Source organism: Achromobacter sp. PD1 (genome assembly GCF_048541815.1).
Classification (GTDB): domain Bacteria; phylum Pseudomonadota; class Gammaproteobacteria; order Burkholderiales; family Burkholderiaceae_B; genus Achromobacter; species Achromobacter bronchisepticus_A.
The window spans coordinates 4,368,813-4,387,208 of sequence record NZ_CP183349.1; the positions used below are offsets into that span (position 1 = coordinate 4,368,813).

The 18,396-nt window shown below is 67.1% G+C and carries 5 protein-coding genes and 1 pseudogene (1 of these 6 cut by a window edge); 1 reads left to right on the forward strand and 5 read right to left on the reverse strand.

Annotation, left to right across the window (positions count from 1 at the left end):
- The 5 genes and pseudogenes from ACM1PE_RS20610 to ACM1PE_RS20630 all read right to left on the reverse strand — a co-directional run.
- Window positions 1-13,340, reverse strand: partial view of a DUF4347 domain-containing protein gene (locus ACM1PE_RS20610; protein WP_419340809.1) — the start only. The gene continues 18,574 nt to the left of window position 1, outside the view; the window shows 13,340 of its 31,914 coding nt (coding positions 1-13,340); its start codon is at window positions 13,338-13,340; its stop codon lies beyond the left edge, outside the window.
- A gap of 147 nt (window positions 13,341-13,487) precedes the next feature.
- Window positions 13,488-15,149, reverse strand: a complete 1,662-nt coding sequence (locus ACM1PE_RS20615; protein WP_419340810.1) for a TolC family outer membrane protein — start codon at window positions 15,147-15,149, stop codon at window positions 13,488-13,490.
- Window positions 15,142-16,011 (reverse strand): hypothetical protein, encoded by an 870-nt coding sequence (locus ACM1PE_RS20620; RefSeq protein WP_059380150.1) that lies wholly within the window; start codon window positions 16,009-16,011, stop codon window positions 15,142-15,144. The genes ACM1PE_RS20615 and ACM1PE_RS20620 overlap by 8 nt, the downstream gene beginning before the upstream one ends.
- A gap of 16 nt (window positions 16,012-16,027) precedes the next feature.
- The gene (locus tag ACM1PE_RS20625; protein ID WP_059380151.1) at window positions 16,028-16,798 is read right to left on the reverse strand and encodes a SapC family protein; all 771 of its coding nucleotides are present in this window, start codon (window positions 16,796-16,798) and stop codon (window positions 16,028-16,030) included.
- Window positions 16,799-17,056: 258 nt separating this feature from the next.
- Window positions 17,057-17,677 (reverse strand): annotated as a pseudogene (locus ACM1PE_RS20630) (aldehyde dehydrogenase family protein).
- Between ACM1PE_RS20630 and ACM1PE_RS20635 the strand changes: the two are divergent.
- Entirely contained in the window at window positions 17,676-18,386 is a 711-nt protein-coding gene (locus ACM1PE_RS20635; protein WP_419340812.1) for a TetR/AcrR family transcriptional regulator, read from the forward strand. The pseudogene ACM1PE_RS20630 and the gene ACM1PE_RS20635 sit on opposite strands and share 2 nt — an antisense overlap.
- The last annotated feature ends 10 nt before the right edge of the window (window positions 18,387-18,396 follow it).

Consider the following 18,396-nt stretch of genomic DNA (forward strand, 5'->3'; position numbering starts at 1 on the left):
ATGGCCACGCCCACGGATGCCGACGCGGCCGCGTAATGGCTGACAGAGACCGACGCCGACATGCCCAACACCACCGCATCGATCTGCGACAAGCCCAGCGCCCGCACATCGAGCGCGCCGCGCGCCCCGCCCGCGTCCCGCGTATCGATGACGGCATCGGCAATACCCGCCTTCACGCTGGCCGATATGACGTTGCGCGCCAGCGCGCCGCCGCCGCCAATGGCGGCGTTGGCGCTATCGCCCACCGACACCGCCACCGAAGCGCCCAGCACCACCGACAGGATGTCGGCCTGCTGGATCGCGCTGACCGACAGCCTGGCGCCGCCAGTCTCGATGCGCCCGCCCCGGATCTCGGCCTGCACCGTGTTGAAAACCTTGTTGACCGCGACGCTGGTGCCGACCGCGATCGCCACGCCGGCGCTGCCGGCCTGCACGCTGACCGCGCCACCCACCGCGATGGCGGTGATGGCGGCGCGATCCGACGCCGACACCGTCACGCCCTGGCTGCCGCCGCGCGTGCGGAGGATGGAATCGTCGACCCGCGCGCGCACCGTCGTGCTGATTTCGCTGATGGCCACCGATACGCCCACCGAGGCGCCGGCGCCCATGCCGCCCGCGGATACCGCCACCGCCAGCGCGCCCGCCACGGTCACGATGGTTCCCGTGTTCTCGGCGTTGACGCGCACATCGCCGTCCAGATAGCCATTGTTCAGCGGCGACACGTTCTTCAACGTGGCTTCCACCGACCCGCCTATGGTGTTGCCGCTGCCCGCGCCGGCGCCCGCGCCGGCAAAGCCCTGCCCCACCGCGACCGCCGCCGCCACGCCGATCGATACCGACACGATGCGCGAGTCATTGATCGCGTCCACCGCCAGGCCATTAGCCGAACCGATCTCCGTACGCAGGCTGCCATTGCTGGCGCTGCTGCCGTCGATATAGGCCCGGGTCTGGTTGTTGACGGTGTTGTGGGTGGCCGACACGCCGGCCGCAATGCCCGCGCCGCTGCCCGGCGACACCGCCACACCCAGCCCGCCCGCCACGGCCAGCACGTAGCCGTCGTCGCGCGCCTGCACGGCCACGCCCGGCGCGCCGCCCGCCGACAGCGCCTCGACCAGGCGCGCGTTGCGGATGCCGGCCTCGTTCTTGCTGTTCAGCCGGTTCACCGACACCGCGCCGCCCACCGACACCGCCGCCGTGCCCACGGCCACGCTGCCCGCCACGGTCACGTTATGAATCTGCCCCTTGAAGAGCGAAGCCACCTGCACGTGCGCGCCGCGCACGGCGCCCTGCGTATCGCGGATCTGCGCCGAGATCGAGTGTTCGCGCGCGTTGCCCGCGGGCGCGCCGCCCAGGTAGTTATAGGACAGGCTGGCGCCCACCGCGACGCTCGCGCCCTGCGATCCCAGCCCCAGCGCCACTGCGCCCGCCAGGCTGTTGATCGTGGATTCATCGCTGGCCCGGACCACGATATCGCCGCCCGCCGTCACGTCCTGCCCGGCCGCGGTCTCGCCGATCTCGGCCTTGATGCTGTTGGCGATCCAGTTCAGGACTGCCGATCCACCAAAGCCCACATTGGCCCCAGACCCGCCGGCCGCGACCGCGCCGCTGACCGCCATGGCCGAAATCTGCGCGTTCAACCCGGGCGACAGGTCATCGGGCTTGGCAAAACTGGCCAGCACCACGATATCGCCCGTGGCGGACAGGGACGAACGCAATGCGCCCGCGTACACCGTGTCGAATATCTGGTTGACCGCGAATGCCATGCCCGCGGCCACGCGGCCGCCCACGGAGACCGCCACATTGCCGGCCAAGGCCGCGATGCTGGCCACGTCGCGCGCGGCGATGCGGATATCGCCCGAGGTCGCCGTCACCGACGAATCGCGGATCTGCGCATGCACGGTGTTCTTGATCGTGTTGACGGCCAGCGATCCGCTCACCGCCACGCCCGCGCCGCCGGCCAGGCCGACCGACACGTTGTAGATGCTGGCGCGCTCCTCGGCGCGCACTTGCACGGCCTGGGCCTCCACGGTCGCTTGCGCGATCGCCGCGCGCACGTCGTTGCGCATGTCCGCCACGCTCACGGACGCGCCAATGGCGGCCGATGCGCCCTGGGTAGTGGAGATGCCCAGCGCCCCCGTGGCCGTCACGATGCGGCTGGCATCCTGTGCCGATACCGACACCGCGCCGGCCTCGGCGCGCACTTTCTGTCCCGCCGCCGCACCCGTGTTGTCGATGATGGCGCTGACCTCGGAACGCGAGATATTCACGCCGACGGCGCCCGCGCCGCCCAGCGACTTGCCGCCCGCGCCCGCCACCGTGATGCTCAACATGCTGTTGCTCAGCGCATGGCCTTGCGTCAGCGTACCGATATCCAGCGAGATCAGCCCTCCGGACGTAATGCGGTCCACCGCCTTCTGCAGGCTGATGCCACCCGTACCCGTGGCCGCGCCCAGCTTCATGGCGATGCCGTCGCGGGCGTTGTCCAGCGAGCTCGCCAGCTGGTAGCGGAAGGCGCCGCCTTGCGAGGCGTTGATCACGTAGTAGCGCTGGCCGTCCACCAGGCCGGCGATGTTCGCGCCCTGGCTGCGGTAGATGACCACGTCGCCCGTCGCCAGGCCAGCATCGCTGGCGAAGGAGAAGCTGTTTTCGCCGATGACCTGGCTCTGGGCCGACGAAGCCGACAGCGTCGCATCGGTCGGCGTACCCTGGGTGATGCTGGTGTTCTGGGTGCCGTCGCTGCCCGTGCTGGTCGAGGTCTGCGAAGTCTGGCGCACCAAGGCAACCTGCGTGAACGCGATCATCGCGTCCGGGTTGACCGAGATCGGCTTGTTCTGCGCGTCCAGCAGCTTGACGCCGTTGGCGTCCGCCAGGAAGTACTCGTAGCGCTTGGTGCCCGCATTGAACTCCGACACGTAGCCCAGCGTCCCCAGCGCCACCGGCGTGCCGTTCACGTCCTTGAAGCGCAGCGTGGTGCTGTTGACCACTTCAACCACATAGACGTGGTCATTGGACAAGCCAGTCAGCACGCCGTTTGCCGCCAGATTGACGACCACCTTGTCGCCCGTGGCCAGGCCATGGGCCTTGGGCAGCGTCAGGCTGCCGTCCGGGTTCAGGGCTGCGCCTGCGGGATTGTTGACGCTGAAGCGCTGCAAGGCGCCGCCCACGGCCGCGCCGCTGAAGTCGACCAGATTGCCCTGGCCGTCGCGCAGCTGGAACGAGCGCTGGTCGGCGCTCAGGTTGAACACGTAATAGGTGACGCCGACCTTCAGCACGTCCTTGCCTTGGGCCAGGATGCGGTTGGCCAGCACGTCCTCGATCTGGCCGTTGCCGCCGACAGAGCCGCTGTAGACGATGGCCGAGCCCTCCTGCACGCCCGCGAACGGCTGCGTCAGGGTCAGCGTATGGGTGGCGGCATTCACCGTCACGCCAGCGTCCACGCCGTGGAAGGGCTGCAGGTTGACGCTGGTGGCCTCCTGCATGCGCACGTGCGCAAAGCCGATGGCCGCCAGGTTGGCGACGCTGCCGAATTGCAGCGCCTTGCCGCGCAGCGCGTCTTCCTGGGTATCCGCCAGCTGGATGATGGCCTGGCCGTCGGGGGCCGCGCGCCGGATCACGTAATACACGCGGTCGTTGCGCAGGGCGGAGCCGTCGGCCAGCGTGATGTTGCCCGCGCCCGAGCTCAGGTAGACGCCGTCGCCGGTCTGCCAGCCTGAAAACTCGCCGCCCGCAGCGCCGGTTTGCGCCGGCATGCCGGCGTTGCCGCTGTCGTCCTTGGCGCCGTTGATGACGGCCGCCGCATCGCCCGTGAAGGTCAGCGTGCTGCCGCCCTGGTCCACGCGGATGTCGCCGTCGCCCACCGGCAACTGGCTGCCGCCGTTGAGCTGGGCATTGCCTCCCGCGGCCATCGGGTCCACCAGGCCGGCAAATACGTTGACGTTGCCCTGCACCGCATGCACGTCGCTGCGCAGGATGGCAGCCGCGACCTTGGGATTGGCGGCCGCGCCGCCGTTGTCGGCCACGCCCACCGTGGTGACGGCCGCGCCCGAATCGGCCAGCGTGGTGTTGTCGAAGGCCAGCAGATTGCGGTCGAAAGCCGTGTTGCCGCCCATGATGTTGACGGCCACGGCCAGTCCTACCGCCGCGCCCTGGGTCGCGATCGCGCCCGCCACCGTAATGGCATAGAGCGCCGAGGCGTCCGAGGCATTGACGCGCACGGCGTCGCCCGTGAAGCCTGCCCGGCTGCCCGCCTTGACGGTGCTGTCGCTGATGCGGGCCTCGGTGGCCGCGCGCATCATGTTGACATTGACCGCGCCGGCCAGCGCGAACTTCTTGGACAGCGCGCCCGCCGCCCCCACCGACACCAGCAGCGGCGACGAATGCGCCGACACGTCCACCTTGCCGCTAACGTCCACATCCGCGTACTCGATCAGCGCGCTGGTGCGAGAGCTGAATTCGTTGACGCTGACCGACGCGCCCACGGCCACCGAACCGCCCGCCGTAACCGCGACGCCGCCCGTCACCGCGACCAGCGTATTGTTCTCTGTCGCCTCGACCGTCAGCGACGTGGCGTCGATGCGGCTGCGCGCCGTGACCGCGCCGTTGCCGTCGCGGCTGGGCAGCACATAGGCAGCCACCGCGGAGCCGACGCGGTTGACCTGCACCGAGCCCGCGCCCGCGAACTTCGCCTCGCCCATGCCCACGCCCACGCCGACCGCCCCGCCGCCCAGGGACGAGGTATCTTTGGCGCTGACCTTGACCGCGCCATGCCCGCCAGTATCCACGGTCGAACCCTGGATGCCGGCCATGACGGCGTTGCCGATCTCGTTGTAGCTGACGGCGATGCCCACGCCCGCCTTCTTGCCTACGCCCGCGGCGCCGGTCACCGCAACCAGCGTGGTCTTGTCCTGCGCCCGCACAGTCACGTCGTGGCTGCCGCTGGCGGCGCCGTTGTAGACGATCTTGCTGTTGACCAGATAGCTTTCGATGCGGTTGGACATGACATTGACGGATACCGATCCGCCCGCGCCCGTCCCATCGCGCGCCGCGCCCAGCGCGCCCGCGAAGCCCACCGCGACCTGGGTGGATTCCGCCGACACGTCGACACGGCCCGTGTACAGCAGCTCGGTCACCTGGCGGATGCCCGCCTCGACCTTGCTGCTGCTGACATTGACCGCGACCGCCGCGCCCACCCCCGCCTTGCCGTCGGAACTGGCGACCGCGCCCGCCACGGTGGCCAGCACGCTCAGGTCGCGGGCCTCCAGCGTCACGTCGCGCGCGCTCACCTTGGCCGCATTGCCCAGCAAGGCAATGTTGGCGTAGTCCGCCACGCCGACGGCGGCCGAACCGGCCACCGCCACGCCCTTCTGCCCCTTGGCGCCGGCCATCCCTGCGGCGATGGTCACGGCCACGCCGGTGCGCCGCGCCGCCAGCGCAAGATCCGCAGCCACCAACAGCTCGCCCACGGCCAGCACCTGGGCGCGCGCCTCGCCGCCCATCATGTTCATGCTGTAGGCGCCCGCCACGGCCACATTCGACTTGGCCGTATCCGATTGCGCCAGCGCGGCCGAGCCCGACAGCGCCAGGCTGTGGGTGCCGTTCAACGCCTCGATCTTGGCGTCGCCGCCGATCGTGATGTTCATGCCGGCCGCGTTGATGTAGCCCTGCGCGAAGTCATTGACCATGTTCACGGCCACCGCGCCGGAAATCGCCACGCCCGCCTTGGACTGCTGGCTGGCGCCGCCTGCCGGCGCCGGACTGCCTGGCGCCGCGCCCGCGTCCTGGGTCAGTTGCGTGGCTTGGCCGCTCAGGCCTTCCAGCTTGGAGCCCAGGCTCGTGGCCGGCGCAGGCGCGGGATCGTTCGCCCCCGGAGCCGCGTCGCCCTGGCCGGTGGGCAGCTTGATGTCATCGATGCTGGTGCCCGTGCCTCCCGCGCCGCCCGTGCCGCCGGCGCCCGTGCCGCCGGCGCCCGCGCCGGTGCCGCCGCCCGCGCCCGCCACCGGGCTGGACACGCGCGAACCCGCCACGGCCAGATTGCCGACGAAGCCCTTGTTCTCTGCGCGGATCGTCAAGGAAGCGGCCGAGAACGAGCCTACCGGCAAGCCGGTGGGTGCGCCATCGGCCACGCGCAGCGTGTCGCCGATCAGCGCCTGCGTCCAGCGGTTGACGTCATTGATGGACACGCTCATGCCCACGCCCACCGCCTGCGATCCGGCGGCGGCGCCCGCCACCGTGCCGACCCAGGTCGCGTCCGTCGCCTGGATGTCCGCCGCGCCCGCGGCCGCGATCCGCGCGCCCCGGCCGACCTGGGCCAGGGTGGTCGCGCTGGTGGAGTTGACCAGCACCACGCCGTTGAGCGCCAGGCTCTTGGCCTGGCCGCCCGATGCGCCCAGCGTGACCGAGATCAGTTCATTGTCCGCAGCGACCGTCAGCTTGCCCGAGTTGATCTCGGCGGTGTCGCTGACCACGGCGCGCGTATCGTGCTTGGCCGCGTTCACGTACACCGACACGCCGATGGCCGAGCCTTCCTTGGAGCTGCTGCCGTAGTCGAAGCCCTGGAATTTCGGTGTCAGGAATCCCTTTACCCGGTCCTTGCCATAGCTGTAGCGGCTCTCGGCCGCGCCGCGCGGCGCGGCCTGCTGGAGCGACTTGGCGCCGCCCAGGGAAATCGACGGCAGGATGATGTTGCCCACCAGGTTCAGGCGCTGCGAGGAGTTCTCCGCCTGGACGGTCACATCGCCCGCCGTGCCGCCGGACAAGGTCGTATTGATCTTGCCCGCCACCTGCGCCTGCGTCTTGGTGTCCTGCACCAGCACCGTGAATGCGCCCGACAGGGCCAGTTTCTTGCTCTTGGCCGTGGCGCTGGCCCAGCTGCTGAAGCTGGACGAGATGCCGCCCGTGCTGGTCAGCGTGGCCTGCAGATTGTTGAGGAAGGACGCGGCCGCCTTGCCGGCAACCTCGGCCTTGGCCTTGGTGCCGTCGGCGTCATTCCACTTGGCGTTGATGCCGTCGAAGGGCGCGTACAGATTGACCAGCCACAGCTTCATCGGGTCGATCTGGTTCAGGGTGCTGGCGGTAACCGCCACGTCGCCGCCCTGGGTATTGATCGCGGCCAGCTGGCTGACGGTCGCTCGCGTCGCAACGTCGTCGATGCCAATGACCACGGCCGCAGCCGCGCCAAAATCGGAACCGTCCGGCCCGGGCGCTCGCTCGGGCTGATTGGTCGTCAGGTTGTTCTTCTTGTTCAGGAACGCCTGCTTGTCCGCAATCGCCTGATCGTCCACCCCGCTCATGATGGTGAGCCGGGTGTTGTATTGCGTCTGTGCCTTGACGGTGACGTCGCCGCCCGCGGTGTTGACCGTGGCCGCCACCACGCCGTTGCCGATGCGGGCGGTCGTGGTGATGTTGTTCATCGCCATGCCCAGCGCCGCGCCCACCTGGAACTCGGTGGAGGGATTGTCGATTTCCTTCTGGATGTCCGAATCGTACTTGGCGCGATCCTCGAAATCCTTCTCTTGCTTGATTTCCTTGATCTTGGCGCCGAACTTGCCGCCCCGGCTTTCCGACACCAGCGCGCTGAAGAAACTCTTGACGTACTGCACGCCCGTCCCGAGGCCGCCCAGGGCGCCGCCCACGATGGGGCTGACGGTCTTGGCGATGGCCGCGTTCTTGGCTTCGGTCTGCGCCGACGTCAGGAAATCGCTGCCGGTGGCCGCGCGGCCGCCCAGGATGGTCTTGACGGCAATGGCGCTGCCGGCGTCCTGCGCCTTTGCCTCGACCGTCACCTTGCCCGCATTGCGCGTCACCACCGTGCCGTCCATATAGGCCTCGGTGGTCAGCTGGTTGTACGCGAATCCCACCGCCACGCCGACCTTGGCGTAGCCAGCCTTGTACTTGCCCGTCTCCTTGGACGGATCGATCTTGCCGTCGGCCCCGGTCACCGGCTTGGTGTCGTCGCTTTCGGCCATGGCACCCGCGGCCGATATCGAAATCGTGCTCTTGTGGCTGGTCAGCGCCTGGATCGTGACGTCGCCGCCCACGCCGCTGACGGTGCCGGTATCCGGATTGGCGGTATGCTGCAGCCCCGTTTCCAGCCTCGCGCCCGTGCCTATGTGCACGCTGGATTCGCTGATCACCACCGCCACGCCCACGCCTATCACCGCCGGAACCGCGCCTATTTGGCCCGGCAGCAACGCGATCTCCATCTCGTTGGTGAGGTCGGACTTGATCGTGATCGAGCGGGACGCGATCACCGTGCCCTGCACGTCGATAGTGGACTTGTTCTGCAGGACGCCCACGGCAATGCCGGCGATCTTGGCTACCAGCGGACTGAGCTTGACCGTGGCCGACGTGGTGGACGTGATGGTCACGTCGCCGTTGGACACCAGGCGTGCCTGCGCGCCGACCTTGATCGACGAGTTGTATTCAATGCCGGCCCAGGCCGCCATAGCGCCGGCGCCGTCCAGGAACTTCATCAGGGCGTCGAAGGCCGAGTTCACGCCGCCCGCCAGCGTGCCCAGCACGCCGCCCTGGTTCGCGCCGTTCTTGATCAGCGGATCCAGGTCGTAGTCCTTGCTGTCGATCTTGCTGCTCAGGCTGACGCCGGATCCGCCCGTGTCCTTGGCCCACAGGGTCGCGTTGTTGATCGTGATGGCGGCGTCCAGCTTGTAGATCTGGGCCACCGCGCTACGCCACGGACGGTAGCGCTGCGCCGCCAGCTCGACCGCTCCCGCGGCCAGCACGATGTTGGCGCCGCTCGTGGCGCCGACGGTGATCTTCTCGCCTTCCAGACGCAGGGCGTAGCCCGCATCCAGCGTGATGTTGTGCAGCACCGAATACGACTGGCCGCGGATGATCACGTTGCGGCCGCTGACCGTCAACGCCTGATCGAGTGCGCCGCTGCCGATGTCCAGCACATAGTCCAGCTTGTTCGTATTCGCGCCCAGCGTCACGCCGGCGATCGTGCCGGTGGTGGAGATGAGGTTGGACAAGGCGGCGCTGCCGCCCAGCGCCATCACCTGCAGGCTGTTGCCGCTGCCGCTATTGGACGCCAGCGTTACGGTCACGGTGCCGCCGGCGGTGTCCGCCGGTTGCGTCACCATGAAGGAAACGTTGTTGGTGTTGCCCTTGAGCGTGTCGTAACCGCCGCTGCTGCCCAGGGTGACGGCCTGGGTCCAGGCGCTGGCATCCAGCGTGGTCGCGCCGGTGGAGCTGGTGGAGATGACGGTGGCGTCCGCGAACACGCCGCCGTTGAGCGCCACCTGGCTTGCGGCCGAGCCGCCGCTGACGAAGTGGACGTTGGTATTCGACAGCACTGCGCCGACGCTGGTGTTGACCACCAGGCTGTTGCGCGCGCCGGCCTGCGCGGCGATGCTGTTGCCTGCGCCGGTGTTCAGCCCGCCCTGGCCGTAATTCACGACGAAGGTGTTGTCGCCGCCGCCGGAGCGGATCGTCGAGTTGGACCCCGCCAGCACGAACTGCGTCTGATGGCCGATCGCCAGCGCCGCGCCGGTCAGCACGCCCGCGCCATCAGAGCTGCTTTGCACCTGTCCGGCCGCGATCAGGCCCAGCTTGTAGGCCGCATCCGACAGGCTGACCGTGGAGTTCGACACCGTGCCGTCGGCGTTCAGCGCCGCCTGCATGCCGGGCGCCAGCGAGAACGCGCCGGAATAGCCCGCCGCGATCGCGTCCTGGCTGTACCGGATCTGCAGGCGGCCCTGCGCGTCCAGGCTCGCCGTCAACGCATAGAGATAATCCCAGGGCGTGGTGCTGTCGCTGGCCGGAATCAGCTTGCCGGCATTGGGGCCGCCGACCGCAATGCGCAGCGGCTCGCCCGCCGCGTTGACCATGATGCCGGCGCCGATGGCGTCCAGCAGATCCTGGATGGTGCGCACGCCTTCCAGGCCGACGTCGACCCGCGCATTGCCGTGATTGGGAAACACGAACGCCAGCGCAGGCCCTTCCGCCGGCGTGTAGCCCGAGGTCAGATCCGACAGATAGGTCCGCGTGGTCACGCCCGTGTAGGCCGTGGTATCCACGGTATTGGCGCTGCTGCCCTGCACCACGAAGCGGAAGTCCTTGACGTTGGTGTGGACGCTGCTGATCTGCGCCCCGCCCGAACCGATCTTCACCTGGCTGTTGTCCAGCGCCACGCTCTTGCCGCCCGTGGACAGCTCTATCGTGTTCGACCCGGCGGACCCGATCACCTGGGTGGCATAGGCATTGCTGATGATGAAATAGTTGGACAGGCCGGCAATGCCGTCCAGCACCGCCGTCCCGGCAAAGCGAGAGGTATCGATCCAGTTGCCATACTCGCCGCTGATCACGCGCACGCTGGAGATGCCGGCATAGGTGGAAGCGGTGGCCTGGGTCTCGTTGGCCGTGCGCTGGATCCAGCCCGTGGCGCCCGTCTGCTGGAATGACACATAGCCCACGCCGCCGCTGGCCGCCATCTGCGACTGGTAGCCTGCGCCGTCCGTGCCGGTCAGGCCGTCCGCCGCCACCACCAGTTCGGTGGCCGCATTGGCGCCCGTGCCGCCATACAGGTTGTAGCGCCCGCCCAGCAGCATGAGCTGGTGCCGGGTGTTGTCGCCCGAGCCCGCGCGGATCACGCCGCCCGCCATGAGCCCGCTGACCAGCACCGTGTTGCCGCTGAAGGCCGAGGCGTCGATCAGGGTGGAACCCAGGCCGCCGTTCAGGCGCGCGTCGCTGAAAGCGCCGTTCAGCGTGTTGCTCAGGGTCGGGACCGGCACCCCGGCGCCCAGCGGAGTGCCGTCGGAGGCGTAGCTTGCCGACAGCTGATTGTTGGTGAGCGTGAAATTCCACTGGCCGTTTTCGTCCAGCGTGTTGCTCTGCGCGCCCGCCTGCGCCCACAGCTGGTTCGCGCCCTGGTAGCCGGTAAAGGTATTGTGGCCCAGGCCGCCCAGCAGGACGTTGGCGCCCGCGCTGCCGATCAAGGTCAGGTCGCCGCGGTAATTCGTGCCGTCCAGCGTGACGCTGGTGGCGGCGTGATAGGCGCTGCCCGCCGCAGCGGCGGCGTCGATGGTGCGATAGTCCTGCAAGGTCACGGCGTTCACGCCGCGCAGGGTCACCGTGCTTGCGGCGCCCGCGCCCAGAGGCGTGTTCGTCAACGTGGCCGAGGTCTTGTCGCCACTGAGCGAGGCGTTGCTTTCCACGCCCGCGATGTATTCGGTTGCGCCGCCCGCGGCCAGGTTGCCGATCACCAGATCGTTGCCGCCGCCGCCGCTGATGCGGTTCTGTCCGCGGCTATTGGCCACGGTGATGATGTTGTCGCCCAGGCTGCCGACGATGTCGTTGCCATAATCGCCGCCCGCGCCGATGACGTTGCTGATGTTCAGCACTCCGCCCAAGCCGCTGGCATCGTAAAGGCCGGTATTGCCGTCCTGGAAGTTCAGGTTGACGGTGACGTTGTCTTCATAGGCCGAGTAATCCAGCGTGGTCCTGCCCGCCACGCCGAAGAACATCTGCACGTCGAGATTGCTGACCAGCGCGGCCGCCAGGCCGTTGACGCTGCCGTCGGCCGCCACGCCCGCGCCCATGTATACGCTGATGCCCCCGCCGGTCTGCACGCGGGCCGTGACGTCTGCGCCGAATTGGGAAAGGTCCAGTGTGTTGCCGCTCTGGCCGGCCTGCTGGGTCAGGTTGAAACCGAGGGTGCCGGCGGCGGCGATGTAGGTGTTGCCGCCGCCGCTGCCCTTGATGATGTCTTGCGAGCTGTTGATCGTGACCGTGGTGTCGCCCACCACCGTGATCCTGTTGCCGCCCTGCGTGGAACCCTTGACGCCGCTGATCGCCCGCACATAGCCGAACCCGGTCGGCGGCGGCGGCGGAATCTCTTCGCCATTGGCGTCCGCCGTGGGGCCGGACAGGTCCACCGTCACGCCGGTGGCGTAGCCGCTGTAGTCCAGTATGGTCTTGCCGCTTTGCGCCGTGCCGATCAGGTTGAAGGTCTTGTCGCCGATCTTCAGGCTTTGCGAGCCGTCGGCGGACTTGAACACCACGTTGACGACGCGCTGGGTCCAGTTGTTGCCGGCGTCCACCGTCGAGTACGTGATCTGATAGGCGTCGTTGTTGCTGATGATGGCCGTGACGTTGCCGCGGATGCCCGAGAAATCCAGCGTGTTGTTGCTGTTGTCGTCGTCCTCGTTGCGCACCCAGACGCCGTTATCCAGCTTCATGCCCTGGCGCACTTCGATCGTCGTCACCGCCGCGGTCGAATTGTTGTCGAACACGAAAGTGTTATTGCTGCCGTAGCCGATCAAATGATCATTGACCGCCACGCCCTGCAGGGTCGAACCGCCGCTTTGCAGGCCGGTGGCGCTGGCCATCACGCCGTTCCAGCTGGCGACCGTCACCGTGCCGGCCTCGATCGCGCCGTGACGGTAGTCCAGCACCCAGTCGCCGCCCAGCGCGGCGCTGCCCACGGTATGGGTGGCCGCCGCCACGTCGGCGCGCGTAATCGCCGCGAGGCTATCGACGAAGGCGATGCCGCCGCGGCCGGCCGCCACGTTGCAGCCATAGAGCAGGATGTCGCCGTCTTCCGACATGGCGTCGCCCCAGGCGCGCAGCTGGTCCTTGTAGGCATCCAGCTGGCCCGAACCCAGGGTGGCCGTGCCCAGCTTCAGGGATCCCACGCTGCCGTGGCTCATGATCTGCACCGCCGCCAGATCCTGGTGCTGGCCCAGCACCTGCGTAATCTGGTCCACGCCGTCGTAGCGGCCGTCCAGCACGATGATCTCGGTGTCGTGGCTGCGCAGCACCTGCAATTGCGGGCCGTCGCCTGTGGGCCTGGCCAACCCGTCCAGGCCTTCGGTCTTGCCGCTGATCAAGCCATACAGGCCCTGGACGATCTGCTCGGCATTGTCCACCGCCGGATCCACGAAGATGATCTGGCGCACCGGCGTCTGTTCAGAGTTTGTGGTGTAGCCGGGGATGTTGGCGGCCGGCTTGGGCTGGCTGGCTTCCTGCCCGGGCAGCCAGGCCTTGGCGTCGCCCTGGCGCGTGGCGTTGGCCTTGGCGTACTGCTCCAGCGTCAGCATCTCGCTGTGCTGCGTGACGGCCTTGAAGGCCGCCCGTTCCACCAGGTACGGATGCGAGCCGGGCGCGCTGGGTTTCTTGCCTTGAGCGCCGGCGGCGGGATCGGCGGGCGCCACCACGGGAGCCTGATCGCTTGCGGGCGGCGGCGGCGGCACCAGCAGTTCGGCCGACATGAGATAACGGCGCTCCAGCGCCTCGAAGAGCGGCCGCCTGCGGAACAGGGACTGCTGCACCTCGCGGGAGGAACGGCCGGTCCAGAGTTTGCGCGCCAGTTTCTTCATGCTCATATCGTCGCTCGACATTTCTTGTGCGGGCGCTGGAAACGCCCTGATTTAAACGATTCCGAGCCATCCGGCTGATCGCCGGATAGCTCCGCTGTGGTCTTGCCTGCGTACTGCCCGGCCTGCGCGTCGTGGCGCAGGCCCCCTCCGGTCCTACAGCATCTGCTGGCTGATCGCCGCGATGTCCGCCGCGTTCAGCGTGCCGGCAGCCTGCTTGAGCTTCAGGCCGTCCAGCAAAAAGTTGTATCCAGCCTCGGCCTGCTGGCGCTTGGCGTTGTACAGGTTGCGCGTCGCGTCCAGCACGCTGACGATGTCGTTCAGCCCTGCCTGGAAGCCCTCTTCCTTGAGCTTCAATGCCAGTTCGAACGACTCCACCGAGCTGTTCAGCGCCTTGATCCGATCCATGCCGATCACGATGTTCTGGAACGACGAGAACACCTGGCGCTGCACCTTGCGCCGCGTCAGGCTCAGGTCGGACGAGGCCGCGCTCAGGCGGCTGGCCGCCGCGTGACTCATGCCGTAGGTGTAGCCGCCCTGGAAGATCGGCACCGACAGGTTCACCGTGAAGCGGGTATCGGCCACCGTGCTGCCGCCGCCGAACAGGCTGCCGCCCGTCTCGTTGCGGCCGGTAGAGGCGCGCAGATTGACGCTGGGGTAGTAGCCCGCCTTCTGCACCGACACTTCCTTTTCCGCCACCGCCACGCCGGCCGAAGCCGCGCGGATCGACCAGTTCTGGTCCAGCGCGGTGCGCAGCCAGGCCTGGGGATCGTTGGGCACGGGCAGCGTCATGGGCAGGTCCTTGCGCACCGGACGCAGCTTCAGGTTGCCGTAGCCGACGATCTCCTGCACAGCCTGTTGCTTGTCCAGGTAGTCGTTCTTTGCCAGCAGCGTATTGGCATCCTGGATATCCAGGCGCGCCTGCACTTCGCTCAGGCCCACGCGGGTTTCCTGGCCGCTGTGAAAACGCGCCTGCACCAGTTCCTGCTGCTTCCGCGTGGTGCGGCGCTCGGCCTCGGTCAGCTCGATCTGATCCTGCGCCGCCAGCACGCTGAGATAGGCGGTTGCCGTGCGCAGCATCAGGTCTTGCTGCGCGTAGGCGTAGCTGGCCACTTCCTTGCGCTCGGCCTCCTGCGACTGGCGCCACTTGTGATACGCGCCCAGTTCGAAGATCGGTTGGTTCAGGGTCAGCGCCCAGCCGTTCTCGGCCCAGTTGGCGCGGCCGGTCTGGTAGACGGTGTTTTCGCTGTCGACCACGTTCTGGCGGACGCGGCTGCGATTCATTTCGCCGCTCACGCTGGGCAGCAGGCCCGCGCGCGCGGAGATCACGCCATAGCCCACGGCCTGCAGTTCCTGGTAAGCGCCTTGCATCTGCGGATCGTTCTGCAGCGCCATCATGTAGACCTGGTCCAGCGTCATCGGATCGCTCTGGTCCGGCAACTGTGCGCCGTTGTACGCCGGCATGTCTTGCGCCAGATAGGACGCCGGCGCCGGAAACACGGTGTTCTCGTCAAAGCGCGGCGCGGGCGCGGGGGCCACGTCGTCCATCTGGGCGCTGGGCGTGGTCTTGCCGAAGCCGGAATCCTCCTGGGGAGTGGACTGCCCCAGCTTGAGCGGGCCGCTTTCGGTTTGCGGCGCCGTCGCGGCAGCGGCCGGCGTGGAGGCGGCCGGCGTGGAGGAAGCCGACACGGACGTGGCCGGCGTCCCCTGGCTGGACGAGGCGCAGCCCGCCACGTTCAATGCGGCCATAACCGCCGCCGCCAGCATGCCCTTGCGCGCGAACGCCGGAGGAAAGTGAAGCTTGTTGTAGTCAGTCATAGTAGACAGTCAGGAACTCGTGCCCGTCCCGCGCTGCGCCCGCAGCCAGGCTATAGAGGCTGCGGGGTTCGTCGGGCAACAGGAAACCAAGAACATCGCTTTCCGCCAAAGCGAGACTGGCGGCCAGACGCAGAAGATCGGGGATGAACGCCCGCAACGGCAGTTCGGCCCCACGAAAAGTCACCGTGAACGAATCGCGCCGGGTGTCGGCCTCGTCCACTTCCAGGAACATGAAGCCGGCCGGATCGGCCTGCCCGCAAGCCTGCGCCACGATGCGCTGCGCAACCTGCCGCAACACCGGGTTGCCGAGCCGGGCCAGATAAGGCTCCAGGTGCGCATCGAACGCCGCGCGGTCTTGCAGATGACGCATGCGGTAAGCCGTCACCGCCGCCTCGCGCTGCGTCGCCGGGTGCCATTTGTAGCCGCAGCCCAGGGGCAGCACGCCATGCTGGCGCAGTGCCTCCGGCGTGGGCATGAACTCCAGATAGACGCGGTACGTGCCGGCCGCGCCATCGGGTTCATAGGCGAAGAACATGGCGCGCGCATGCTCCATGTCCTGCGCCACCCGCATCCATAGCGCCTGCGGCATGGCAAGCGCGCGCGACAAGGTGGCCAAATCCAGCTGACGCCAGTTTTCGCGCTGTATGCCCAGCATGAAGCGGTTGCCGACCAGGCCTGCGGCCGAGAACTTCATCGACCATTCGACCCCGTCGATCTGCCGGTTCTTGAAGACCGACAGCAAACGGTCTGCCCAGATCCGTTGCTCCCCCCGCAGCGTGTGCAGGGGGATATGGATCTCGGGTTCGGCGCCGGCTTGGCTGGGGGCCTGGCCGATCGCGGGAGTCAAGGTTGCGGTCAGCATGGCCCTGCGGCGGGAATCAGGCCGCGGACTCGGCGGGCGCGGCGTCCTGCTGCAGCGCCTTCAGGCGGCGCTGCTCGTCCAGCTGCATGGCCAGGCGCTGGACGTTACCCAGCGACGCGCGATGCAGTTCGATCAGGCGCAGAATGCCGGCGCGATGCAGTTCGAGCACGCGGGCATCATCGATGCCGGCGAACTTCTGCTCGTCCACGACCCAGAAGCCGCTCAGATAGCGGTCGCCGTCGGCCTGCGAAATCGTGATCGTCTTGGCCGTGAGCAAGCCCAGCTCGTTCAGGCGCTGGGCCATGTTCTTGGTCAGTTCCATTTCGCCCTGGAACACGCGCAGGAATTCCATCATCTGCGTCAGATAGCCGGTTTCCTTGCCGTCCTCGAACAAGGCCACGCCCTCCGCGGCATTGACGCCGGGATAGGACTCGTCGATGCACACGGCCAACCGGTCGGCCTCGGCCGTGGTGCCCAGCACGAAGGGATAGCGGCGGGCAAAGGCGGGAACGTAGGTATCGGCCTTCCAGGTGCCCAGCTCGGTCACGAACAGATTGGACTTGTCTTCCAGTCCCAGCAGCACCGCCACGTGGAAGTTGCCAGCGTCGTCGCCCACGAACACGATCGGATAGTGGCGGCCGGCATCGGCGAATTCGCTGGCGGCGATAGGCAGAGCATTCGTGTCCTGCGCAAATGCGTAATGATCCGGCTGAATCTGGATCTTGGTGTCCTGGTGCGCTGCCCGATCCAGCGCCACAGCCCGTTCATAAAACACAGTCGCTGACATGCCTCTAGCCCTCCTTGCCTTTTTCCAGTTACGGACCCGAGCATCATGTAAAGCTTGCACACACTGTTGCTGATATGCCGGCTTTTTCGCTCAAGTCAATGCATCATTTTGTCTATTGACTGCAAGCATTAGACGATGATTGAAACTCTTCGTCTATACCTGAAACTAGGTATATCTTCTTATGGCGAAAGGGAATTTTCTGGGTTACAACTGATAACATCGCAATAAATTGATGTATTTCGCATTAATGCGAAGGCTTCACGGCGGACCGATAGCTGCCAGGCGGTGCCCCTGGCTGCGCGTACCCTCAAACAAGCGCTTCAGCCGCTTGAACTGACGGCGATTCCGCACGGGGCCGAGCTGGATGCCCTCGACGTTGCCGGCCCCGAGCCGGGTTTCACGCGCCAGCCTCGCCAGCGCCTGCGCCATCCGGTCGTAAGCATCTTCATGGATGTACAAGCGCTTGATGGCCAGGCAGCACTGCGCGCTGTTGGTGAATGCCCCCCCAGAATATAAGGGGCGCAATCAGGTCGATATCGGCATCGGCCATGACGATGGCCGCGTCGTTTCCGCCGAGAACTCAAGTATCAGCCGCTTCAGATTGCCTGCCGCGCTAGCCATCACGACGCGACCGGTTTGGATCGATCCGGCGAAGCTGATCTTGTCGATGCCCGGATGCTCAGACATCAGCGGACCCAGCGCGTCGAACCCGCTGACGACGTTCAGCACACCCGCGCCAGGCAAAGCGCCCGTTACGGCCGTTCCTTCGACAACCGGCGTCAGCCATAAGAAAGAGAGCAGTGACCCCGCTTGATTGTTAAGAGAGATATCGCCTGCTACCGCATAATGTTGCGCTTCAGGTTGGATAGATGTTGCCATGGCCACCTCTCGATCACAGAAAGCAATTACCAAGACGACACGCGCCTCCGGGGAGCGCAAGGCTCCCCGCGCGGCTCCGAAATCACCAGCCGCTCCCCGCCCTCCCCAGCAATTGCGCAGCGAGGAGTCGCTGGCCAAGATGATTCGCGCTGGCAGAGAGTTGATAGAACGACATGCGAACCTGGACCTGGTGCTGATCAATGACGTAATACGTCTGGCGGGCACATCCATCGGCGCGTTCTATGGCCGCTTCCAAGACAAGGAAACCTTTCTTGCGGCAGTCCTGGACGCCGCGGTCGCGGAAACCCAGGCGGAAGCCGACAACCTGGTCTGGCAGGACGCCGTCTGGACCGAAGGCACCGCCTCCGATATTGTCGCGGCCCTAGTCGATTACTACGTCCGCGGCTGCCGCCAAAACCGGGGAATCTTCCAGGCTCTGCTAAAGGTTTTTTCGATGGACCGCCGGGAATCGAGTCCGCTGGTCGCCCTGAATCGCCATATGAGTGCCCTGTTCATACCCGCTCTGGCGCGAAAAATGCCGGTCCGGGCAGGCGAGGATGTCGAATTGGATATCAAGATCGCCATGCAGATGCTGTCGGGAACGCTCAGCGTCATGATGCTGACGGACCCGGGGCCGCTGCACCTCGCGGACGATGCAATCAAGCAGCAATTGACGGAAAGGATGCGGCGGATACTGCGCTTGGCCTGAAGACGGCCGC

What these genes read in the sequence shown, in the direction of transcription:
- ACM1PE_RS20615 (WP_419340810.1), bottom strand. Translation starts at nt 15,149, where the DNA reads ATGACTGACTACAACAAGCTTCACTTTCCTCCGGCGTTCGCGCGCAAG.
- ACM1PE_RS20620 (WP_059380150.1), bottom strand. Translation starts at nt 16,011, where the DNA reads ATGCTGACCGCAACCTTGACTCCCGCGATCGGCCAGGCCCCCAGCCAA.
- ACM1PE_RS20625 (WP_059380151.1), bottom strand. Translation starts at nt 16,798, where the DNA reads ATGTCAGCGACTGTGTTTTATGAACGGGCTGTGGCGCTGGATCGGGCA.
- ACM1PE_RS20635 (WP_419340812.1), top strand. Translation starts at nt 17,676, where the DNA reads ATGGCCACCTCTCGATCACAGAAAGCAATTACCAAGACGACACGCGCC.